Below are 21,262 nucleotides of genomic sequence, written 5' to 3' on the forward strand. Positions count from 1 at the left end.
TTCAAGGCGAGTGGGTGATGTCTGAAATTTCCTCAGCGGCCAGCGCGCCGATCTCAGCCGTTTCCAGCACCACGTAGGCGCTGCCGCAAAACAACGAATTCAAGCGCCGCATGTCGGCGATCAACTCCAAGTGCAGGGAACTGGTCTCCAGGCTTTGTACGACTTTGCGCTGCAGGCGGCTGACATGGGCGTGGGCCATCCGCCGTTCCTGCGCGCGGAAACGCCGTTTCTCGCGCAGCAGCTGACGTGCGCTTTCCCGGTCGGCGCTTAGGAAGACCGACAGCCCCAAGCGCAGATTGGCGGTCAGGTGGCTGTGCAGCCCCGCCAGTTCTTCCAGGCCCACGTCGGAGAACGAGCGCCGTTGGGAGGTTTTCTGCTGCTGGACCTTGCGCAACATGCGCTCGATGAGATCACTGGCCAGCTTCAGGTTGATCGCCAGCTCGATGATCTCCGCCCAGCGACGACTGTCCTGTTCGCTGAGGTCTTCACGGGGCATTTGCGCCATGTAGAGCTTGATGGCGCTGCACAGGGCTTCGACGTCGTCGCTCATGCTGCGCACCTGCTGGGTAATCGCCGTTTGCTCGCCGCGCAGCACGCCGAGCATGGCTTCGAGCATGTTTTCGATCAGGTCGCCGATGCGCAGGGTTTCCCGGGCGGCGTTCGCCAGCGCCAGGCTCGGGGTGGCCAGGGCGGCAGGGTCCAGGTGCCGAGGCGTGGCCGTACCGTTGGTTTCCAGACGCTCCGGCAGCAGCCATGCACAAAGCCTGGCCATGGGGCCGACGCTGGGTAACAGCACCAGGCAGCGCACCGTGTTGTAGAGCAAATGAAAGCCGATGACGGTTTCCTGTGGGCTGAAATCCAGGCTGTCCAGCCAGCCCACCAGCGGATCGAGCACCGGGATGATCAGCAGCAGGCCAATCAGCTTGTACAGCAGGCTGCCCAGCGCCACCTGGCGTCCGGCGGCGTTCTGCATGCTGGTACTGAGGAACGCCAGCACACCGCTGCCGATGTTGGCGCCGATCACCAGGCCGATGGCCACGGGCAAGCTGATCACGGCAGCGCCGGCGAGTGTCGCGGTCAACAACACGGCCGCCAGGCTGGAATAGGAAATCATCGCGAACAGCGCACCCACCAATGCATCGAGCAGGATGTCGCCGGTCAGCGAGGCGAAAATCACCTTCACGCCCTGGGCTTGGGTGATGGGCGCGGCGGCTTCGACGATCAATTGCAGGGCCAGGATGATCAGGCCCAGGCCAATGGCGACCCGGCCCATCTGGCCGAGGCGCGTCTGTTTGCGTGAGAGAAAAAAGATCACCCCGAGGAAAATCAGCAGCGGCGACAGCCACGACAAGTCCAGGGTCAGCACCCGGGCCATCAACGCGGTGCCAACGTCGGCACCCAGCATGGTTGCCAGGGCCGGGGTCAGCGCCATCAGGCCCTGGCCGACGAAGGAGGTGACGAGCATGGCCGTGGCGTTGCTGCTCTGGACCATGGCCGTGACCATGATGCCGGCGATGAACGCCAGCCAGCGCTTGGACATGTTCTGGCCGATGACATGTCGCAGGTTCGAGCCGTAGACCCGCAAAATGCCGGTACGGACGATATGCGTGCCCCAGATCAGCAAGGCCACGGCGGAGAGCAAATTGAGCAGGGTCAGCATGAGGAGCCCCCTGTTAGCGTCCCAAAGGGACAAATTGACGGTGCCACATCGTTTTACTTCTTGTACTTAAGCTGTAGTTGCCGAATGGTTCGGGCGCCAGCATTGCACAGCTAAAGAGTCGTTTGAAACAAAACTGTCATGAAAACCGATCGTCCGGAACGACAGAGATCCTGTGGGAGCGGGCTTGCTCGCTCCCACAGGTTACGCATCCGGGCCCTTTTTCACGGGCATGAAAAAGGGGCTCCAAGAGCCCCTTTCGTTCACTGCCCTATACCTTACTGACCCGGCATGTCCTTGCGCAGTTTCACCGGATCCTGCTGCTTGCGCTTGCGTGCCATCGCCGTACGCATCCTGATGTTGAACGCTTCCACCGCCAGGGAGAACGCCATGGCGAAGTAGACGTAGCCTTTTGGCACATGCACGTCCAGCGACTCGGCGATCAACACGGTACCGACCACCAGCAGGAACGACAGCGCCAGCATTTTCAGCGATGGGTGCTTGTCGATGAACTCACTGATAGTGCCCGCCGCCAGCATCATCACCAGCACCGCCACGACGATTGCCGCCACCATCACCGGTACATGGGAGACCATGCCCACGGCGGTGATGACCGAGTCCAGGGAGAACACGATGTCGATGATCGCGATCTGGACGATGGTGTAGATGAAACTGCCGCCCTTGCCCGAAGGTTCGTCGTTGGTTTCATCTTCGCCTTCCAGCGCGTGGTACATCTCCTGGGAACTCTTCCACAACAGGAACAGGCCACCGAAGAACAGGATCAGGTCACGACCGGAGATGCCCTGGCCGAACACTTCGAACAGATCGGCCGTCAGGCGCATGACCCACGTGATGGACAGCAGCAACAGGATCCGCGTGATCATCGCCAGCGCCAAGCCGAAAATCCGGGTGCGCGCCTGCATGTGCTTGGGCATGCGGCTGACCAGGATCGAGATCATGATGATGTTGTCGATGCCCAGGACGATTTCCAGGGCGGTCAAGGTAAAGAAGGCAACCCATATTTCCGGGTTGGTCAGCCATTCCATGTGAGTTCCTTTGAGCGAGTGTTAGGCCGCGCCGCCCTTCGGTCATCCGAGAGGGGCGACGCAGCGGGCATTGCTTTTATAGAGTGCTGAACAGCGGAAAAATCCCCATCAGCAAGGCGGCGAACATTATGCACAGGCAAACCAGTACTGCCCACTTCAAGGTGAAGCGTTGGTGGTCGCCGAATTCGATCCCGGCCAGGGCCACCAGCAGGTAAGTCGACGGAACCAGCGGGCTCAGCAGGTGGACGGGCTGGCCGACGATGGAAGCGCGGGCCATTTCGACGCCAGTGATGCCGTAATGGCTGGCTGCTTCGGCCAGAACCGGTAACACCCCGTAATAAAATGCATCGTTCGACATGAAGAAAGTGAACGGCATGCTCACCAGCGCGGTGATGACCGCCAGGTAAGGACCGAGGAAGTCCGGAATCACTGCCAACAGGCTCTTGGACATGGCGTCGACCATACCCGTGCCGGACAGGATGCCGGTGAAGATCCCCGCTGCGAAAATCAGCCCGACCACCGCCAGGACGCTGCCGGCGTGGGCCGCGACGCGGTCTTTCTGCTGTTGCAGGCATGGGTAGTTGACGATCATGGCGATGCTGAACGCCACCATGAACAGCACGGGCAGCGGCAACAGACCGGCAATCAGGGTGCACATCAACACCAGGGTCAGCGCGCCGTTGAACCAGATCAGCTTCGGACGGCGGGCGTCCGGGAACTGGGAAACGCTGATTTCGCTGTGGTCCATTTCGTCGCCCGCCAGGTGCAATTCACCCAGGCGCGCACGCTCTCGTTTGCCGTACATGTAGGCAATCGCCAGGATCGCCACGACGCCGGCCAACATGGCGGGAATCATCGGCACGAAGATGTCGGACGGATCAACATGCAGTGCACTGGCCGCCCGTGCGGTCGGGCCACCCCAGGGGGTCATGTTCATCACGCCACCGGCGAGGATGATCAGGCCGGCCATGATCCGTGGGCTCATGCCGATGCGGCTGTAGAGCGGCAGCATCGCGGCCACGCAGATCATATAAGTGGTCGCGCCGTCACCATCAAGGGAAACGACGAGCGCCAGGACGGCGGTACCGACCGAAACTTTCAAGGGATCGCCCTTGACCAGCTTGAGGATCTTGCGCACGGCCGGGTCGAACAGGCCGGAGTCGATCATCAAGGCAAAATACAGAATCGCAAACATCAGCATCACCCCGGTCGGGGCGAGCTTGGTGATGCCTTCGAGCATCATCGGGCCGATCTTCGGCGCGAAACCACCGAACAGGGCGAACAGGATCGGGATGATGATCAAGGCGATCAGCGCGGACAGGCGCTTGGTCATGATCAGGAACATGAACGTGATGACCATGGCGAAGCCAAGGAAAGTCAGCATGGGAAATACTCCAGGCGTGGCGCGGCTATGAAATGCGAACCGGACAGGTCAGCGCGAGATGCAGAGCACGGGACGAACGGATGGAGTGGGTGCAGCGGGACGGGTAGCAGCGGACATCAGAATCACCATTGTTGTTGTTAAAAAGGCCGCACGAGCATGTGAAGACTCGTTTTAGGCCACCGGTCTATTGCCGGTAGGTGGGGCGATCCTAATCGCGCAAGCTTTCAGCAGGCTTTCGCGAGCGAAAGGGCCGACAAGGGACTGGGAGATATCTACAGCCTAAATGTGGGTTTCAAGGGCCAGTCCTATAGGCGAATTCTGAATCTCATGTGAGCTCTCGCTCCTCGCTGTATCCAGGGTATTCAGAATGGTAGGCTTGCCGGCAATTGCGAGTTTTAAACGGAGCTCCTCCATGCTCAACAGTGTTGAATTAGACAATTTCGGTCCGCTGCAGCACTTACGCTGGGGCAAGCTTTCAAACATCAACCTGATCATCGGAGCCAACAGCAGTGGCAAGACATTCCTGCTCAAAGCTCTGTATTGCAGTATGCGTACACTTGAGGAATATCAGCGCGGAAACGACCAGAGAACGGCTGCTGAAATATTGGCTGATAAGCTTTATTGGACGTTCCAAGCAGACAAGATTGGAGACTTGGTAACCAAAAACGCCGACAGTCCGCTGGCCTGTAAGATCAAGGTCGACTCGCGGGAGTTTCGCTATAGCTTCGGTAGGGACACGACTAAAAGCATTACCTCCTTGGAGAATCACGTACCGCCAAGGACCAGCAATTCCATCTTTCTTCCGCCCAAGGAAGTGCTGTCACTGCAAAACATCATCCTGAAAAGCCGCGATGTCGATAAAGAGTTCGGTTTTGACGATACCTATTACGACTTGGCCAAAGCGCTGCGCACGGCTCCAACCAGAGGTAAGAATCACGCCCACTTCGCAAAGGCCAGAGAAAGCCTGGAGGACATGTTCGACGGCAAGGTTGAACTGGATAGCAAGACCAATCGCTGGCAATTCAAGAAGGGCAATCAGAAGTTCCCGATTGGCGCCACCGCCGAAGGCGTGAAAAAAATCGCCATTCTTGACACATTGCTAGGCAATCGTTACCTGTCCAAGGAGTCGGTCGTCTTTATCGACGAACCAGAGTCTGCGCTTCATCCCGTCGCTATCTCTCGTCTAATCGACATCATCGTGTCCCTTGCCGACAGTGGTATCCAGTTCTTCATTGCCAGCCATTCTTATTTTGTTGTGAAAGCGTTGTACCTCGCCGCGCAAAAGCATCAGATGTCTGTACCGGTCCTGTCCTTTGTCGAGCGCTGGTCGGCTGATGATCTGATAGCGGGGATGCCCGATAACCCGATCATTGATGAATCGATCCGGCTTTATGAAGAAGAAGTGGAGCTGGCGCTGGGATGACCATTTCTTTTGTTGAATCAGGCATGAGTTTTGGACCCTATGCGGTAGATGAAGTCTTTCCGATCGAGCAAAGCCCCCTTTATAAACACTTAGGTCAGGGTTTGATGATCGCCGAGTTCGTCCTCATACGCCCCGGACGGGGCGAATCGGAAGAGGTCTGGGTTATTGAAGCCAAGTCGAGTGCTCCCCGGGTCTTTGGCGAGTACGTAGATGAAATACGTCAAAAATTGACAAACTCCGTTCAATTGACCCTTGCCTCTTGCTTGAAGCGTCATCCACACGCCGCGGATCTGTTGCCTGCCCGCTTTTTGGATCTGGATCTCGGAGCTTGCGCATTCAAATGCATACTCATCATCAAAGGTTTCCGCAAAGAATGGTTACCGCCATTGCAAAGTGCTTTAGCCAAAGAGATGAAATCCCTGGTTAAAACCATGGGCTTTAATCCAGGTTCCGTCAGCGTCATCAACGATGACAAAGCGCGTGAGCTGAAGCTTATTATCTGAGAGATCCAGGACGCCGATAGCGCATCCGAACTGGGTTCAGAGCCCCAAAAGATTCAACGGCCGCACCGCGCCCATCCAGATCGCAGGTCGGTGTGATCGACCAGGTCGTCGCCGGTCTCCGGTGCAGGAAAATCACCAAGCCTTTGCGATTCGGGGCCAGCCACGGCAGGACCACGCCGATGTACTGCGGATCGAAGGCCAGCTGACAACTCCAGTCCGGGTGCGGGCCGACCGGGCGTTGATGAACACGGCCCATTTTCAGCAGGAACAACTGCGTCGCTTCCTCACACAGCGCCCGCGCTTGGTCGAGGGTATCGGCGTCGAAATAGACGTGGGCGTAATAGCCCTTGATCCGTTGCATCTGTTACTTCTGGAAAGACCAGCCGAACCCTCTCGGTTAACCGTGTGTCAGAGCCTCTACACGCGGGATAAAAGGAAAGCCAGCCATGAAAAACGCCGAAACCCCGGTTATCAAGGTGGTGCTCTATGGTGCCATGAGCAGCCTCGGCAGTGCGTTGATGGCTGAACTGCTGCGGCGCCAGCATGAAATCATCGCCATCCTGGATGATCTGACGGCCCTCGCGCCGCGCCCGGGCTTGCGGGCCAAGACCGGCGATCTCTTCGATCCTGAACGGGTCAAGCAGAGCGTCGCTGGCGCCAGCGCCGTGGTGTGCCTGTTGAACGCACCGGGCTTGCCGATGAACAGCGAGCAAGTGGAGCGCAGTTTGATCCCCGGCCCGGTGGAGCAGGTCCTGGCGGTGGATGCGCTGATTGCCGGCATGCAGGCGGTGAACATTTCCCGGCTGTTCCTGGTGGGCAATTTCGCTGTGCTGGAAGAGGAAATGGATGATGACTTGCAGCGGCACGCCGCCGAAGAAATCCTCGATGCCCTGAAAAACAGCGCCTTGCAATGGACGCTCATCAACGCGCCCTATGCCGTGCAGGGGCTGGGCATCGAGCATTTCAGCCATGTCAGCACCAGCCTGGAGCCGGGCATGGCCGAATCATTGGAGCGCTTGAGTCGCGTGGCGGTCGGCATCGCTGATGAACTGCGCCTGAACCTGCATGTGGGCCAACATGTGAATTTCGTGCCCGCCGTCTAGGCGTTATAGATCCGTTCCCCGTGGCGAGGGAGCTTGCTCCCGCTGGGCCGCATAGCGGCCCCAAGCTCAAACGGCAATCGACGGCAACGGCAATCCGGTCAACGACTCCGCACTGTTGGCCTGTTCTTCCATCAACCAGTCCACGAATAACTTGATCAGAACGCCCCGGCGCTTGCGCTGGGGCAAGACCACGTAGTATCCCAACCGGGAGAGCACTGTTTCGGCGATCGGACGACACAATAGGCCCTGGGCCAATAAGTTATCCACAAGGTGCCTCCAGCCGATCGCGACGCCTTGGCCGCCGATCGCCGCCTGGATGAGCAGGGTGTAGTTGTCGAAGCGCAATTGCCCTGGCGCCGGCGGCGAGGTGATGCCCAGTTCACGGAACACGCCGCTCCAGTCGAACCAGGCGCTGCTGTTGCCGCCGCGCAAATGCAGCAAGGGAAATTCCGAAAGGTCATGGGCAGGCAACGGCAGGGTACGTTCGCCGAGCAACAGCGGGCTGCACACTGGAAATACTTCTTCGCTGAAAAGCCAGCGACTTTCGCCTTGCTTGAAGCGACCGTCGCCGAACAAGACAGCAACGTCTATATCGGTGCGCAGCATGTTGTGGTTGCGCTCGCTGGTCACCAGGCTCACATCTACCTGCGGATTGGCGGCATGAAACCGATGGAGCCGAGGCATCAGCCAATAGGCGGCAAAGGCGAAGTCCGTCGCCACTTGCAGCACCTCGTGCTGGTGCTGGGCGGTGATCGCAGTCAGGCCAGCATCGATGCTTTGTAAACCGGCCTGGACTTGCTCGAAAAGGATGGTGCCGGCCTCGGTCAATTCGATGCCTCGGTAGATACGGTCAAACAACCGCGTGCCCAGCTGTTCTTCCAACCGCTTGATCTGCTGGCTGATGGCCGGTTGCGTGGTGCCCAGCTCAATCGCGGCGGCCGTAAAGCTCTGCTGGCGAGCCGCTGATTCGAAGGCGCGGAACAGGTCCAGCGACAAGTCACCCAAGGCATCATACATAAGCTGTGCTTATCCTAGTCATTGTCTTGCATGGGCTTTACCCCGAAAGGCATGGGCTACATGCTCAATCGCAGCACTATCGCATAACTGCTCACTATGGAATGCCGCGAATACATGAAGCGCAAGAACATTCTTTTCATCATGGCCGATCAAATGGCCGCGCCAATGTTGCCGATCTATGGTCCGTCGCCCATCAAGTTGCCGAACCTGTCACGCCTGGCCGACCAGGGCGTGGTATTTGATGCCGCGTATTGCAACAGTCCGCTCTGCGCGCCGTCACGCTTCACCCTGGTGAGCGGCCAGTTGCCGAGCAAGATCGGTGCCTACGACAACGCGGCGGATTTCCCTGGAGACGTTCCGACCTATGCCCACTACCTGCGCCGCCTCGGCTACCGTACGGCGCTGTCCGGCAAGATGCATTTTTGCGGGCCCGACCAGCTGCACGGCTACGAAGAACGCCTGACCAGTGATATTTATCCGGCCGACTACGGCTGGGCCGTGAACTGGGACGAGCCGGATGTGCGGCCGAGCTGGTATCACAATATGTCGTCGGTGTTGCAGGCCGGACCATGCGTGCGCACCAACCAGCTGGACTTCGATGAAGAGGTGGTGTTCAAGGCCCAGCAATATCTGTTCGACCACATCCGCGAGGACGGCGACCAGCCGTTTTGCCTGACGGTGTCGATGACTCACCCACACGATCCGTACACGATTCCCAAGGCGTTCTGGGATTTGTACGACGACAGCGACATCCCGTTGCCACAGACCCCGGCGCAAACCGAACTCGACCCTCATTCCCAGCGCCTGCTCAAAGTCTATGATCTCTGGGACAAGCCGCTGCCTGTGGATAAGATTCGCGACGCCCGCCGCGCGTACTTCGGGGCATGCAGCTACATCGACAGCAACGTCGGCAAGTTGCTGCAGACTCTGGAGGACACCGGGTTGATCGATGACACCATTATTGTCTTCTCCGGCGATCATGGAGACATGCTTGGCGAAAAGGGGCTCTGGTACAAAATGCACTGGTTCGAAATGGCCGCTCGCGTCCCGTTGTTGATCAGCGCACCGGGGCAGTTCGCCAGCGCCCGTGTTGGCGCGGCCGTGTCCACCGCTGACCTGCTGCCGACCCTGGTCGAGCTGGCCGGTGGCACGCTGGAGCCAGGTTTGCCGCTGGATGGCCGTTCGCTGGTGCCGCACCTGCAAGGGCAGGGTGGGCATGACGAAGTCTTTGGCGAGTACATGGCCGAAGGCACCATCAGCCCGTTGATGATGATTCGTCGCGGCCAGTGGAAATTCATCTACAGCGAGGATGATCCTTGTCTGTTGTTCGATGTGCGCAACGATCCCAATGAAACGGAGAACCTCAGCCAGTCTCCCGAGCACCAAGCGCTGCTGGCCGACTTCCTCGGCGAAGCGCGTGCCAAATGGGACATTCCAGCCATTCACCAACAAGTGCTCGCCAGCCAGCGCCGTCGCCGTTTTGTTGCCCAGGCGCTGACCCTGGGCAAGCTCAAGAGCTGGGATCACCAGCCGTTCGTAGACGCCAGCCAGCAGTACATGCGCAACCACATCGACCTGGACGATCTGGAGCGCAAGGCCCGTTATCCACAACCCTGCCAATAAACCAATAACGTAAGGGGAAGCACATGCAAAAGTTATCCACAGCACTGGCCGCCGGGCTGTTGGCGTTGAGCAGTGTGTCGGCGTGGGCCGAGCAAAGTTGCGAGACGGTGAAGATGGCTGATCCGGGCTGGAGCGATATTGCCGCCACCAATGCCATTACGGGTTTCCTGCTGGAGGGCATGGGCTACAAGGCCAAGGTCGACACCCTCGCGGTGCCGATCACCTTCGGTGGCCTCAAGGATGGCCAGGTGGATGTGTTTCTGGGTAACTGGATGCCGGCGCAGCAAGGTTTCTATGACAAGTTCGTGGCCAATGGCGACGTCACGCAACTGGCCAAGAACCTGGACGGCACCGAATTCACCCTGGCTGTTCCCGATTATGTCTGGGATGCGGGCGTGCATAACTTTGCCGACCTGAACAAATTCGCGGACAAGTTCGACAAGAAAATCTACGGCATCGGGTCCGGCGCTCCGGCCAACCTCTCCCTTAAGGAAATCATCAAGACCAACGATTTCGGCATGGGCGAGTGGAAGCTGGTGGAGTCGAGCGAGCAGGCGATGCTGGCGGAGGTCTCCCGGGCGGTGAAAAAACAGAAGTTCGTGACGTTCCTCGGCTGGACACCGCACCCGATGAACGTGCAATTGAAGATGCACTACCTCAAGGGCGGCGAGAAATATTTCGGTGACACCGGCAGCGTGTACACGCTGACACGCAAAGGTTATGCACAGGCCTGCCCGAACGTGGGCAAGCTGCTGACCAACCTGAGCTTCACCCAGGAAATGGAAAACAGCATCATGGCTGAGGTGGTGAACAAGAAAGTCAGCAACGCCGAAGCGGCCAAGGCTTGGATCAAGGCCAACCCGGCCGTTCTGGATAAATGGCTCGATGGCGTGAAAACTCTGGATGGCAAGGATGCGCTGGCGGCGGTGAAGGCCAAGCTCTGACAGCTGCGCCGGGCTCTTGTGGCGAGGGAACTTGCTCCCGCTCGGTCGCGCAGCGGCCGCAGAATCAGGGCCTGCTGCGCAGTCCAGCGGGAGCAAGCTCCCTCGCCACGTTGGTTCACCTGATACTCTTGCGCCAAACCCCATCCTTGAGGCCCCATGGCAATCCCCACGCGCCATTCACTCTTTCCCTTCCTGAGTTGGCTGCCCCGGCAGACCCGCGCCAGCGTTGGCCGTGACCTGATCGTCGGCCTCAGCGGCGCGATCCTGGCGCTGCCGCAGTCCATTGCCTACGCCCTGATTGCCGGACTTCCGCCCGAGTACGGACTATACGCGGCGATTGTGCCGGTGTTGATCGCCTGCCTGTGGGGCTCGTCGTGGCATTTGATCTGCGGTCCTACGGCCGCGATTTCCATCGTCCTGTACGCCACCGTCAGTCCCTTGGCCGTGCCTGCGACCCAGGACTACATCACGCTGATCCTGCTGCTGACAGTATTGGCCGGTATTTTCCAGTGGTTGCTCGGGTTGCTGCGGTTCGGTGCGCTGGTCAATTTCGTCTCACATTCGGTGGTGCTGGGTTTCACCCTGGGCGCGGCGGTGGTCATTGCCCTGGGGCAACTGCCGAACCTGCTGGGCCTGGACCTGCCGAATGAAGCCACCGCGTTGAAAAGCCTGCTGATGCTCGCCGGCCATATCGGGGCTGTGGATAAACCTTCGCTGCTGCTGGGTTTGGGGACGCTGGTACTGGGCATCGTGCTCAAACGCTTGCTGCCGCGCTGGCCAAGCCTGTTGATAACTTTGGGCATCAGCAGCCTGGTGGCCTGGGCCTGGCCCGCGATGTTCGGGCATGTGGCGTTGGTCAGCGCCTTTGTCGGGCGCCTGCCGCCATTCACACCGCTGCCACTGGATTTGGATCTGATCCTGCGCCTGCTGCCCGGTGCCGTTGCAGTGGGCATGCTGGGGCTGGTGACCAGCCTCTCCATTGCGCGCTCGCTGTCGGTCCGCTCCGGGCAGTTGCTCGATGCGAACCAGGAAGTCAGGGCGCAGGGACTTTCGAATATCGTTGGAGGATTTTTCGCCGGGTCGTTGTCAGCCGGTTCCTTCACCCGTTCCGGCCTCAGCTATGAGGCAGGTGCTTGCTCGCCCCTGGCCGGGGTGTTCTCGGCGCTGTGGGTGGCATTGTTTGCCGTGGCCGGCGCGAAGCTCATCGCGCACATTCCCATTCCGGCCATGGCGGGCAGTATCCTGCTGATCGCCTGGGGCCTGGTGGACCATCGGGGCATTCGGGCGTTGTACCGGGTGAGTCGCTCCGAATTCCTGGTCATGGGCCTGACCTGCCTGGCCACGCTGCTGTTGGAACTGCAGACCGCCATCTATGCCGGCGTACTCGCTTCGCTGTTTTTCTACCTCAAGCGCACCTCCCAGCCGCGGGTTCACCATAGCCGCGAGGGCGAAGCGGACATCCTGCGGGTGGGCGGCTCGATCTTTTTCGGCGCCAGTCATTATTTGCAAGTGCGTTTGCAGCGGATGCAGGCACAGCGGGTGGTGATCGACGCCCAGCAGATCAACTTCATCGATTATTCCGGGGTGGAAATGCTCCACCAGGAAGCCCGGCGATTGCGCAGCCAGGGGCGTAGCCTGACCTTGCGCAGGGCAAGGCCGCAGGTGGTGGAGGAGTTATTGAAGTTGGAGGGCGCGCAGAAGTGCCCGATTCACTTCGAAGACTAGGGCTCAAGGCAGGCATCCCTCGCCACAGTTCACAGCGCCAGCTGGCGGCGCAGTTCGGCCAGCACCGGCGCGGTATCCGGGCGTACTCCGCGCCACAGGAAGAACGCTTCGCCCGCCTGCTCGGCGAGCATGCCCAGGCCATCCATCGCCACCGCCGCGCCGTGTTCCCGGGCCCAACGGCAGAATGAAGTCGGCTCCTTGCCGTACATCATGTCGTAGCAAAAGGTCTTGCCCGGCTCGATCAGGCTTGCGGCAATCGGCGGGACATCGCCTGACAAGCTGGCGGACGTGGCGTTGATGATCAGGTCCACCGGCTCTTTCAACCAATCGAAACCACTGGCCGAGACCGGGCCCAGGTCGGCGAACAGCTCCGCCAGCAGCTCGGCCTTTTCTACCGTTCGATTGGCGATGATCACCGAAGCCGGCGCCTCGGCCAGCAGCGGTTCCAAGGCGCCGCGCACCGCGCCGCCGGCCCCGAGCAAGAGGATGCGCTTGCCCTTGAGGCTGAACCCGGCGTTGACGGTCAGGTCCCGCACCAGCCCCGCGCCGTCGGTGTTGTCGCCCAGGAGGCGGCCGTCGGCCAGTTTACTCAAAGTGTTGACCGCGCCGGCTCGCTGAGCCCGCTCGGTCAACTGATCAGCCAAGCGGAAAGCATCTTCCTTGAACGGCACGGTGACGTTCGCCCCACGGCCATCGCGGAAAAATCCCTTCGCGCAACCGGCAAAATCCTCCAAAGGGGCGAGCAACGTGCTGTAGTCCAATGCCTGGCCGGTCTGCTCGGCAAACAGGCGATGGATCAACGGCGACTTGCTGTGGCCGATCGGGTTACCCATTACAACGTAGCGGTCCATGGATAATCCCCGTTCAGGCCGTTGCCAGCCAATCGCGATCCTGCAGGAAATAGTCGGTCAACCGCGCCTCTTCGCTGCCCGGCTCGGCTTTCCAGTCATAGCTCCAGCGCACTTGGGGCGGCAGGGACATCAGGATCGATTCGGTACGCCCGCCCGATTGCAGGCCGAACAGCGTGCCACGGTCATAGACCAGGTTGAATTCCACGTAGCGTCCACGGCGGAACTCCTGGAATTCCCGTTGCTTGGCCGTGAACGGGTCGTGCTTGCGACGACGCACGATAGGCAGGTAGGCATCGATGTAGGCATCGCCGATGGCGCGCATGAAGGCGAAGCTGGTGTCGAAATCCCACGCGTTCAGGTCATCGAAAAACAGGCCGCCGATGCCTCGGGGCTCGTTGCGATGCTTGATGTGGAAATAGCTGTCGCACCAGGCCTTGTAGCGCGGATAGACATCCGGGCCGAACGGCTCGCAGGCTTGCTGGGCGATGCGGTGCCAATGCACGCAATCTTCTTCCACGCCGTAATAAGGCGTCAGGTCGAAGCCGCCGCCAAACCACCACACCGGCTCTTCGCCTTCTTTTTCGGCGATGAAAAAGCGCACGTTGGCGTGGGACGTTGGTACGTGGGGGTTGTGCGGGTGGATCACCAGCGAAACGCCCAGGGCTTCAAAGCCGCGCCCGGCCAATTCCGGTCGATGGGCGCTGGCCGAGGGTGGGAGACCGCTGCCAAAAACGTGGGAAAAGTTGACGCCACCCTTTTCGATCACCGTGCCGTTTTCGATCACTCGCGTGCGACCGCCACCGCCGGCGGGCCGGGTCCAGGCGTCCTCGACGAAACGAGTGCCGCCGTCCTCGGCTTCCAGGGCTGCGCAAATGCGGTCTTGCAGGTCCAGCAGATAGGCTTTCACGGCCTCGGTGCGAGTAGTCATGACATCACCTTGATCAGGGCTACGCTGCGCGGCATACACAGGCCGCCGGCAAAATGGGCGCACAGGATAACACCGCATCCGCCCACACCACAGTTGACGAAGATCAAGCTTAGGAGTCCGATAGCAGGCTTGGTAAAAGTCCCACGATAAGGAGAAAGTGAAGATGGCTAAACGCATCCAGTTCAGCGCCCACGGTGGACCCGAAGTGCTCGAGTACGTGGAATACCAGCCGGGCGAGCCCGGTCCGCAACAGGTCCGCGTCAGCAACAAGGCGATCGGCCTGAACTTCATCGACACCTATTACCGCAGTGGTCTTTATCCACCACCGGCCCTGCCGTCGGGGCTTGGCGCCGAAGGTGCGGGTGTGGTCGAAGCCGTTGGTTCGCAGGTCACGCGTTTCAAGGTCGGCGACCGCGTGGCCTATGGCAGTGGACCGCTAGGGGCATACAGCGATGTGCACGTGCTGCCCGAAGCCAACTTGGTTCACTTGCCCGAAGCCATCAGCTTCGAACAAGCCGCCGGGGTAATGCTCAAGGGCCTGACCGTGCAATACCTGCTGCGCCAGACCTACGAGCTCAAGGGCGGCGAAACCATCCTGTTCCACGCCGCTGCGGGTGGCGTGGGCTCGTTGGCTTGCCAGTGGGCCAAGGCCTTGGGCGTGAAGCTGATCGGCACCGTCAGCTCGGCGGAAAAAGCCGCCATCGCCAAATCCCACGGCGCCTGGGAAGTCATCGACTACAGCAAGGAAAACGTCGCACAGCGCGTGTTGGAATTGACTGACGGCAAGAAAGTCCCGGTGGTGTACGACGGCGTCGGCAAGGACACTTGGCTGACGTCTTTGGATTGCGCGGCGCCCCGTGGCCTGGTGGTGAGCTTCGGCAATGCCTCCGGTGCGGTGGATGGCGTAAACCTGGGCATTCTTTCGGCCAAGGGCTCGCTGTACGTCACCCGTCCGACCCTGGCGACCTACGCCAACAACGCCGAAAACCTGCAGCGCATGGCCGATGAACTGTTCGGGATGATCGCCAGCGGCAAGCTTACGGTGGACATCAACCAGCGATTCCCGCTAGCTGAGGCGGCCAAGGCGCACACCGAGTTGTCGGCGCGGCGGACGACGGGGTCGACCATCCTGTTGCCTTGATTCAAAGGCTGCCAAAGAACCTGTGGGAGTGGTTCATCGTTTTCCCTAAGTGAACAGCATGAAACTCCCACAGTGGGTTGTGCACCGGTCAAAGTCAGTCCGGGCGCACTACCTTGCCCGTCGCCAGATCACGAATCACGCTCGGGTTCTTGCGTCCGCCCAGGTTGCCGCCCAGGACCAGATCGAGCTGGCCGCGGAAATACTGTTCGACGCGAATCCGCGTGCGCGCCGCCGGCCGGCCTTGTGGGTTGGCTGAGGTGGACACCAGCGGGCCGACCAACGAGCACAAATCACGAACGATTGGATGATCGCTGACCCGTAGCGCGACGGTGTCGTGCACGCCAGTGATCCACTCCGGCAGCAGGTTCTGGTGCGGCACCAGCCAGGTGTTGGGTCCTGGCCAGGTGCTGGCCATGCGGTCCATCCAGGTTTCGGGGAAATCCTCGAACAAAAAATCGAACTGGCGAATGTTGTCAGCCACGAGTATCAGGCCCTTGTCGGGCCGTCGGGACTTGATCGCCAGTAGACGCTCCACCGCATCTTCGTTCCACGGATCGCAACCCAGGCCCCAGACCGCTTCGGTTGGATAGGCAATCACCGCCCCGGCGCGAATTTCTCGCGCGGCTTGTTGCACACGCCAACTGTTGACCATCAAACATTCTCCGCAACGCAATTAAGGCTGTGGGCAGTTTACCGATCTTCCCCATAAAACCTAGCGTGCGAACCAACGTCCGTTGTCACAAATGGCGCGGCCCTCCATTTCCAGCTCGGTCAGCGCCGCCAGCACTTTGGGCAAACCCCAGCCACTGGCGTCGGCCAGCGCCTCGCTGCTCAGCGGCGCGGCGTGCAGCAGGCGCAGCAGCGGATGGGTCACAGGCACAGGCTCGGAGGCCAGCGGCAATCGCTGCCAACCGCGCAACGCTTCAAGGATGTGTTCGACGGTTTCCACCAGCGCCGCGCCGTCACGGATCAACTGATGACAGCCTCGGGCCCCTGGATGATGGATCGACCCAGGAATGGCATACACCTCGCGGCCCTGTTCTGCCGCAAGCCGGGCGGTGATCAGCGAACCACTGGCGACACTGGCTTCTACCACCAGCACCCCCAGGGACAAGCCACTGATGATCCGGTTGCGGCGCGGAAAGTTGCTGGCGTGGGGCGCCGCATCCAGCGGAAACTCCGAGACCACCGCGCTGCCTCGGGAAATCATCGCTTGCGCCAGCCGACGGTTGCGCTGTGGATAAAAATTTTCCAGGCCGGTGCCGAGCACGCCGACCGTGCATCCGCCAACGTCCAGCGCGGCCTGATGCGCGGCGGCGTCGATGCCCAAGGCCAAGCCGCTGGTGATGACAAAGCCGGCTCCGGCCAGGCTGCGAGAGAACGCCGCCGCCGTGTCCATGCCCGGGCGCGATGCGCGTCGACTGCCCACCATCGCCAACTGCGGTTTTTCCAGGATCAAGGGGTCGCCAGCGACAAACAGCAGCGGCGGTGGATCACTGATCTGTGCGAGCAGCGCAGGGTATTCAGGCTGGTCCCACATCAGTAAATGCTGGTCCGGGCCGTCTAGCCAGGCCATTGCGTGGGCGGCGCCGTCGCGTATCTCCGGGGAGCGTCGGGCCTCGGCGCAAGTGGCCGGCAACCCCAGCGCCCGCCAGGCGCTGGCCGGCGCGCTGATGGCTTTGGAGGCCGAGCCAAAGGCCTCCATCAGGGTCATGAAACGTTTAGGTCCTACGTCTGGCAAGCGATGCAAGCGCAGACGGGCCTCCAGTTCCGCAGGCGGAACCGAAGCAGATTCAGGCATTGGCATGTGATCAATCCTTGATCGTTATAGCCCCGTTGAAACGGGAACAAGCTGTGGATAACTCTGTTGGTAACTTGTGAGACCCGTTACGGATTGCGCACCTTGTCGAGGATCGCCAGCGACCGCGAGGCGTACAGCACCAAGCCATAACTGAGCTTGTCGTAGGTGCGGAACACCATCAGCAGGCCGGCGCGTTCGTCCGGAATCTTCACCGAGGCGCCGGTGATACGGTCGCGCACCGTTTCGCCGGTCTTCATCACGGCGAGGACGTTGCCTTCCTCCAGCCCGTCGCGCCGCCCCTTGTTCAGGGTGACCACGTCCATCGCGCCGATCTGCGTCACGCCCCGGGGTACATCGAGGATCAGTCCCTGGATGTCCGTTTTCGGCGCGCTGGGCATGAACGTCGAATTGATCGAGCGCTCTTCGCCGCTGAACAGGCGATCGCCGAGGCGCACCTCCTGGGTTGTGCGTTGCAGGGCCAGGGTGGTGACGTCGCCTTCGGTGGCAACGATTTCGCCGCTGCCGATGTCATCGGCGTTGATGCCCAAAAATTCCTTGGTCTCGGGATCGGTGTAGACCTTGCCCTGGCGGAAGATGCCGTAGGCCGACTGGCTCGTATCGAAGTTGCCGCGGGCGAAGATCGTGTCGCCGGTGCCGCTGAGCACTCGTTCGGCATCACCTGCCACGACATAGGGCGCCCGGTTGAAATCTTCGGCCGTGTCGACGATGCGGTTGCTCAGCAAAAAGCTGTTGATGGCCTGCAGCGGAATGCTCGGGATGGCATCGGCTACCGGTGAACTGCGAATGCGCGGCGACAGCTTGATGGTGCCGCGGGAGGCGCCGCGATTGAGGGTCAGGCGCGGCTGGCCGTTGACGTAGACCAGCGACAGGGTGTCGCCGGGGTAGATCAGGTTGGGGTTTTCGATCTGCGGGTTGGCCTGCCACAGCTCCGGCCATTTCCACGGCTCGCGCAGGTATTTGCCGGAAATGTCCCACAGCGTATCCCCCGTCACCACTGTGTATTGCTGTGGAAAACCTTCCCGAAGTTGCACTTGCCCGTGCGCGATACCGGCCGAGGCCAGGAGCAGCAGGGCGAGTAGTGATTTCCTCATGCGGTGAATCCCTTTATTATGTGCGTTCGCGTAAAACGCCAGAGCCCCCGTGGCTCGCTCTGTTCAAGAGCAACGTTTTACAACGGTAGCCTGCATCCCAAGACACGCCAGGCGAGCCACCCGACTTTACTTCACACGTGCATTTATCAAGCTTATGGCCATTTTGAACATTCTCGAATTTCCGGACCCGCGCCTGCGCACTATCGCCAAACCGGTGGCCGTAGTGGACGACGAAGTGCGTCAGCTGGTCGATGACATGTTTGAAACAATGTATGAGGCGCCAGGCATCGGCCTCGCCGCGACCCAGGTCAACGTGCACAAGCGTATCGTCGTCATGGACCTCTCCGAAGACCGCAGCGAGCCGCGGGTGTTCATCAACCCCGAGTTCGAAACCCTGACCGACGAGATGGACCAGTACCAGGAAGGTTGCCTTTCGGTGCCGGGTTTCTACGAAAACGTCGACCGCCCGCAAAAGGTCAAGATCAAGGCCCTGGACCGTGACGGCCAGCCTTATGAACTGATCGCCGAAGGCCTGCTGGCGGTGTGCATCCAGCACGAATGCGACCACCTCAACGGCAAGCTGTTCGTCGATTACCTGTCTAATCTCAAGCGTGACCGGATCAAGAAAAAACTGGAAAAGATCCATCGCCAGAACGCTTGATGCCCCCCTTCAAAGGCTTGCTGCGGCAAGCCTTTTTCTTTTTGCGACTGCTTTGTAATTGAGAGTTTTCCATGACTGAGCCACTGCGCATCGTCTTTGCCGGCACTCCCGAATTTGCCGCCGAACACCTCAAGGCCCTGCTGGCCAGCCCCCATGAAATCGTCGCGGTTTACACCCAGCCGGACCGGCCGGCCGGTCGTGGGCAGAAACTGATGCCCAGTCCGGTCAAGCAATTGGCTCTGGAAAACGGCCTGCCGGTCCTGCAACCGCCGACCCTGCGCGACGCGCAAGCCCAAGCCGAACTGGCGGCGCTGAAGCCGGACTTGATGGTGGTGGTCGCCTACGGCCTGATCCTGCCGCAAGTAGTGCTCGATATCCCGCGCCTGGGTTGCATCAACAGCCACGCCTCGCTGCTGCCGCGCTGGCGCGGTGCCGCGCCGATCCAGCGCGCCGTGGAAGCCGGCGATGCGGAGAGCGGCGTGATCGTGATGCGCATGGAAGCCGGCCTGGACACCGGGCCGATGCTGCTCAAGGCCAGCACCCCCATCAGCGCCGAAGACACCGGCGGCAGCCTGCACGACCGCCTCGCGCTGATCGGCCCGCCAGCGGTGATCCAGGCCATTGCCGGCCTCGCGGCTGGCACCCTGCAAGGCGAATCGCAGGACGACAGCCTCGCCACCTACGCACACAAACTGAACAAGGACGAAGCCCGCATCGACTGGAGCCGCCCAGCCGTCGAGCTGGAGCGCCTGGTGCGGGCCTTCAACCCTTGGCCGATCTGCCACAGCACCTTGAACGGCGAAGCCCTGAAAGTGCTGGCGGCCAGCTGCGCCGAAGGGAAGGGCGCACCGGGTGAAATCCTCAGCGCCAGCAAGGACGGCCTGGTCGTCGCCTGTGGCGATCAGGCGCTGTGCCTGACACGTCTGCAACTGCCTGGCGGCAAGGCGCTGAACTTCAGCGACCTGTTCAACAGCCGCCGTGAGAAGTTCGCCGTCGGCACCGTTCTCGGCCAAGCGGCGGACGCTTCATGAACCCGCGTCTGGCCGCCGCCAAGGCACTTGCCGCCGTCCTCAGCGGTAAAGCCTCGCTGAACAGTTCCCTGCCGACCCAACTGGACAAGGTCGAAGATCGCGATCGCGGTTTCACCCAGGACCTGGCGTTCGGCACCGCCCGTTGGCAACCGCGCCTCTCGGCCCTGGCGGCCAAGCTGTTGCAAAAGCCGTTCAAGGCTGCCGATGCCGACGTCGAAGCGTTGCTGCTGGTGGGGCTCTACCAACTGCTCTACACCCGCGTCCCGGCCCACGCCGCCATCGGCGAAACCGTGGGCTGCGCCGATAAACTGAAAAAACCTTGGGCCAAGGCCCTGCTCAACGCCGTGTTGCGCCGCGCCCAGCGGGAAAGCGAAACCCTGCTGGCCGAACTCGAACATGACCCGGTGGTGCGCACGGCGCATCCGCGCTGGTTGCAGAAATCCCTCAAGGCCTTCTGGCCCGAGCAATGGGAAGCCATCTGCGCGGCCAACAATGCTCATCCGCCGATGATCCTGCGGGTCAATCGTCGCCACCATACCCGCGACGCCTACCTGGCGTTGCTGGGCGAGGCGGGTATCCCGGCCATCCCATGCCAATACAGCCGCGACGGCATCGTCCTGGAAACCCCGGGCGATGTGCGCGCGCTGCCGGGCTTTGCCGAAGGCTGGATCAGCGTCCAGGACGAAGCCGCGCAGTTGGCCGCCGACCTGCTGGAGCTGGCGCCCGGCCAACGGGTGCTGGACGCCTGCTGCGCGCCGGGCGGCAAGACCTGTCACATCCTCGAGGCCGAGCCGAAACTGGCCGGCGTCGTAGCCGTGGACCTGGAAGCCAAGCGCCTGGTGCGAGTGAAAGAAAACCTCGAACGCCTGGGCCTGGACGCCCAGCTGATCGCCGCCGATGGCCGCGACACCGCGACCTGGTGGGACGGCAAGCCGTTCCAGCGCATCCTCCTCGACGCCCCGTGCTCGGCCACTGGCGTGATCCGCCGCCATCCGGACATCAAGCTCACCCGCCAGCCGGACGACATCGCCGCATTGGCCGTGTTGCAAGGCGAGCTGCTCGATGCCATGTGGTCGACCCTGGACGTAGGCGGCATGCTGCTCTACGCCACCTGCTCGACCTTGCCGACAGAAAACACCGAAGTGATCGAAGCGTTCCTCGCCCGCACCCCGGGCGCCCGGGAGCTGGACATCGCCACCCAGGCCGGCCTCAAGCAGCCCCATGGCCGGCAGTTGTTGGCCCAGGAAGGTGGGCACGATGGGTTCTATTACGCCAAGCTGATCAAAATCGCCGCCGCACGCGGTTAAAACCG

Annotated in this window: 19 protein-coding genes and 1 pseudogene; 10 read left to right on the forward strand and 10 right to left on the reverse strand. The window is 61.0% G+C overall.

Translation table 11 applies throughout. The features are described from left to right. Position 1: 1 nt before the first annotated feature. The 3 genes from JZ00_RS22425 to JZ00_RS22435 all read right to left on the reverse strand — a co-directional run bounded on the left by JZ00_RS22425 (position 2) and on the right by JZ00_RS22435 (position 4,087). Positions 2 to 1,660, reverse strand: coding sequence for a Na/Pi cotransporter family protein (locus tag JZ00_RS22425; RefSeq protein WP_039593445.1), 1,659 nt, complete (start codon positions 1,658 to 1,660; stop codon positions 2 to 4). 275 nt (positions 1,661 to 1,935) lie between these two features. Further along, positions 1,936 to 2,703: a TerC family protein gene (locus JZ00_RS22430; protein WP_039593444.1), complete on the reverse strand. Its 768-nt coding sequence runs from the start codon at positions 2,701 to 2,703 to the stop codon at positions 1,936 to 1,938. Between the two features lie 76 nt (positions 2,704 to 2,779). Further along, positions 2,780 to 4,087, reverse strand: coding sequence for a CitMHS family transporter (locus JZ00_RS22435; RefSeq protein WP_039593443.1), 1,308 nt, complete (start codon positions 4,085 to 4,087; stop codon positions 2,780 to 2,782). Between the two features lie 412 nt (positions 4,088 to 4,499). Here JZ00_RS22435 and JZ00_RS22440 point away from each other — a divergent pair, with 412 nt between their 5' ends. Next, the gene (locus JZ00_RS22440) at positions 4,500 to 5,510 is read left to right on the forward strand and encodes an AAA family ATPase (RefSeq protein WP_039593442.1); all 1,011 of its coding nucleotides are present in this window, start codon (positions 4,500 to 4,502) and stop codon (positions 5,508 to 5,510) included. After that, positions 5,507 to 6,013 (forward strand): hypothetical protein, encoded by a 507-nt coding sequence (locus JZ00_RS22445; RefSeq protein ID WP_039593441.1) that lies wholly within the window; start codon positions 5,507 to 5,509, stop codon positions 6,011 to 6,013. The genes JZ00_RS22440 and JZ00_RS22445 overlap by 4 nt, the downstream gene beginning before the upstream one ends. A gap of 36 nt (positions 6,014 to 6,049) precedes the next feature. Here JZ00_RS22445 and JZ00_RS22450 read toward each other — a convergent pair. Next, positions 6,050 to 6,374: pseudogene (locus JZ00_RS22450) on the reverse strand (DOPA 4,5-dioxygenase family protein). An 85-nt stretch (positions 6,375 to 6,459) separates the two neighbouring features. Between JZ00_RS22450 and JZ00_RS22455 the strand changes: the two are divergent. Then, positions 6,460 to 7,116: an NAD(P)-dependent oxidoreductase gene (locus JZ00_RS22455; RefSeq protein ID WP_039593440.1), complete on the forward strand. Its 657-nt coding sequence runs from the start codon at positions 6,460 to 6,462 to the stop codon at positions 7,114 to 7,116. A 66-nt stretch (positions 7,117 to 7,182) separates the two neighbouring features. Here the strand turns inward: JZ00_RS22455 and JZ00_RS22460 are convergent, their stop codons facing one another. Then, positions 7,183 to 8,133, reverse strand: a complete 951-nt coding sequence (locus tag JZ00_RS22460; protein WP_039593439.1) for a choline sulfate utilization transcriptional regulator — start codon at positions 8,131 to 8,133, stop codon at positions 7,183 to 7,185. A gap of 114 nt (positions 8,134 to 8,247) precedes the next feature. Between JZ00_RS22460 and betC the strand changes: the two genes are divergently transcribed. The 3 genes from betC to JZ00_RS22475 all read left to right on the forward strand — a co-directional run bounded on the left by betC (position 8,248) and on the right by JZ00_RS22475 (position 12,425). Continuing rightward, a complete protein-coding gene (betC, locus tag JZ00_RS22465) occupies positions 8,248 to 9,756 on the forward strand; it encodes a choline-sulfatase (protein WP_039593438.1) in 1,509 nt (502 codons plus the stop codon). A 23-nt stretch (positions 9,757 to 9,779) separates the two neighbouring features. Continuing rightward, on the forward strand, positions 9,780 to 10,700 hold the full coding sequence (gene choX / locus JZ00_RS22470) for a choline ABC transporter substrate-binding protein (RefSeq protein WP_039593437.1): 921 nt from the start codon (positions 9,780 to 9,782) through the stop codon (positions 10,698 to 10,700). Between the two features lie 156 nt (positions 10,701 to 10,856). Then, positions 10,857 to 12,425: a SulP family inorganic anion transporter gene (locus JZ00_RS22475; RefSeq protein WP_039593436.1), complete on the forward strand. Its 1,569-nt coding sequence runs from the start codon at positions 10,857 to 10,859 to the stop codon at positions 12,423 to 12,425. 29 nt (positions 12,426 to 12,454) lie between these two features. Here the strand turns inward: JZ00_RS22475 and aroE are convergent, their stop codons facing one another. Further along, complete coding sequence (gene aroE / locus JZ00_RS22480) at positions 12,455 to 13,276, reverse strand: shikimate dehydrogenase (protein WP_039593435.1); 822 nt, start codon at positions 13,274 to 13,276, stop codon at positions 12,455 to 12,457. Positions 13,277 to 13,289: 13 nt separating this feature from the next. Continuing rightward, positions 13,290 to 14,204, reverse strand: coding sequence for an oxygen-dependent coproporphyrinogen oxidase (gene hemF, locus JZ00_RS22485; protein WP_039593434.1), 915 nt, complete (start codon positions 14,202 to 14,204; stop codon positions 13,290 to 13,292). A gap of 163 nt (positions 14,205 to 14,367) precedes the next feature. Between hemF and JZ00_RS22490 the strand changes: the two genes are divergently transcribed. Continuing rightward, positions 14,368 to 15,345: an NADPH:quinone reductase gene (locus JZ00_RS22490; RefSeq protein ID WP_039593433.1), complete on the forward strand. Its 978-nt coding sequence runs from the start codon at positions 14,368 to 14,370 to the stop codon at positions 15,343 to 15,345. 94 nt (positions 15,346 to 15,439) lie between these two features. On the opposite strand, the gene JZ00_RS22495 is transcribed toward JZ00_RS22490, so the two are convergent. From JZ00_RS22495 to JZ00_RS22505, 3 genes are all read right to left on the reverse strand, one after another. Continuing rightward, positions 15,440 to 15,997, reverse strand: a complete 558-nt coding sequence (locus tag JZ00_RS22495) for an L-threonylcarbamoyladenylate synthase (protein ID WP_039593432.1) — start codon at positions 15,995 to 15,997, stop codon at positions 15,440 to 15,442. 60 nt (positions 15,998 to 16,057) lie between these two features. Further along, positions 16,058 to 17,152 (reverse strand): DNA-processing protein DprA, encoded by a 1,095-nt coding sequence (gene dprA / locus JZ00_RS22500; protein WP_039593431.1) that lies wholly within the window; start codon positions 17,150 to 17,152, stop codon positions 16,058 to 16,060. 80 nt (positions 17,153 to 17,232) lie between these two features. Next, positions 17,233 to 18,258, reverse strand: a complete 1,026-nt coding sequence (locus JZ00_RS22505; RefSeq protein WP_039593430.1) for a LysM peptidoglycan-binding domain-containing protein — start codon at positions 18,256 to 18,258, stop codon at positions 17,233 to 17,235. A gap of 154 nt (positions 18,259 to 18,412) precedes the next feature. Between JZ00_RS22505 and def the strand changes: the two genes are divergently transcribed. The 3 genes from def (at position 18,413) to rsmB (ending at position 21,257) form a co-directional block, all read left to right on the forward strand. Next, positions 18,413 to 18,919, forward strand: coding sequence for a peptide deformylase (gene def, locus JZ00_RS22510; RefSeq protein ID WP_030138961.1), 507 nt, complete (start codon positions 18,413 to 18,415; stop codon positions 18,917 to 18,919). Between the two features lie 71 nt (positions 18,920 to 18,990). Then, positions 18,991 to 19,950 (forward strand): methionyl-tRNA formyltransferase, encoded by a 960-nt coding sequence (gene fmt, locus JZ00_RS22515; protein WP_039593429.1) that lies wholly within the window; start codon positions 18,991 to 18,993, stop codon positions 19,948 to 19,950. Next, on the forward strand, positions 19,947 to 21,257 hold the full coding sequence (gene rsmB, locus JZ00_RS22520; RefSeq protein ID WP_039593428.1) for a 16S rRNA (cytosine(967)-C(5))-methyltransferase RsmB: 1,311 nt from the start codon (positions 19,947 to 19,949) through the stop codon (positions 21,255 to 21,257). Before fmt ends, rsmB begins: the two co-directional genes overlap by 4 nt. Positions 21,258 to 21,262 lie beyond the last annotated feature (5 nt).

It is taken from the genome of Pseudomonas frederiksbergensis (assembly GCF_000802155.2).
GTDB lineage: Bacteria > Pseudomonadota > Gammaproteobacteria > Pseudomonadales > Pseudomonadaceae > Aquipseudomonas > Aquipseudomonas frederiksbergensis_A.

Coding starts and splice junctions, on each gene's coding strand:
- JZ00_RS22445 (WP_039593441.1), top strand. CDS start 5,507: ATGACCATTTCTTTTGTTGAATCAGGCATGAGTTTTGGACCCTATGCG.
- JZ00_RS22455 (WP_039593440.1), top strand. CDS start 6,460: ATGAAAAACGCCGAAACCCCGGTTATCAAGGTGGTGCTCTATGGTGCC.
- choX (WP_039593437.1), top strand. CDS start 9,780: ATGCAAAAGTTATCCACAGCACTGGCCGCCGGGCTGTTGGCGTTGAGC.
- rsmB (WP_039593428.1), top strand. CDS start 19,947: ATGAACCCGCGTCTGGCCGCCGCCAAGGCACTTGCCGCCGTCCTCAGC.
- JZ00_RS22495 (WP_039593432.1), bottom strand. CDS start 15,997: ATGGTCAACAGTTGGCGTGTGCAACAAGCCGCGCGAGAAATTCGCGCC.
- JZ00_RS22475 (WP_039593436.1), top strand. CDS start 10,857: ATGGCAATCCCCACGCGCCATTCACTCTTTCCCTTCCTGAGTTGGCTG.
- def (WP_030138961.1), top strand. CDS start 18,413: ATGGCCATTTTGAACATTCTCGAATTTCCGGACCCGCGCCTGCGCACT.
- hemF (WP_039593434.1), bottom strand. CDS start 14,204: ATGACTACTCGCACCGAGGCCGTGAAAGCCTATCTGCTGGACCTGCAA.
- fmt (WP_039593429.1), top strand. CDS start 18,991: ATGACTGAGCCACTGCGCATCGTCTTTGCCGGCACTCCCGAATTTGCC.
- aroE (WP_039593435.1), bottom strand. CDS start 13,276: ATGGACCGCTACGTTGTAATGGGTAACCCGATCGGCCACAGCAAGTCG.
- JZ00_RS22440 (WP_039593442.1), top strand. CDS start 4,500: ATGCTCAACAGTGTTGAATTAGACAATTTCGGTCCGCTGCAGCACTTA.
- JZ00_RS22490 (WP_039593433.1), top strand. CDS start 14,368: ATGGCTAAACGCATCCAGTTCAGCGCCCACGGTGGACCCGAAGTGCTC.
- betC (WP_039593438.1), top strand. CDS start 8,248: ATGAAGCGCAAGAACATTCTTTTCATCATGGCCGATCAAATGGCCGCG.
- JZ00_RS22430 (WP_039593444.1), bottom strand. CDS start 2,703: ATGGAATGGCTGACCAACCCGGAAATATGGGTTGCCTTCTTTACCTTG.
- dprA (WP_039593431.1), bottom strand. CDS start 17,152: ATGCCAATGCCTGAATCTGCTTCGGTTCCGCCTGCGGAACTGGAGGCC.
- JZ00_RS22505 (WP_039593430.1), bottom strand. CDS start 18,258: ATGAGGAAATCACTACTCGCCCTGCTGCTCCTGGCCTCGGCCGGTATC.
- JZ00_RS22460 (WP_039593439.1), bottom strand. CDS start 8,133: ATGTATGATGCCTTGGGTGACTTGTCGCTGGACCTGTTCCGCGCCTTC.
- JZ00_RS22425 (WP_039593445.1), bottom strand. CDS start 1,660: ATGCTGACCCTGCTCAATTTGCTCTCCGCCGTGGCCTTGCTGATCTGG.
- JZ00_RS22435 (WP_039593443.1), bottom strand. CDS start 4,087: ATGCTGACTTTCCTTGGCTTCGCCATGGTCATCACGTTCATGTTCCTG.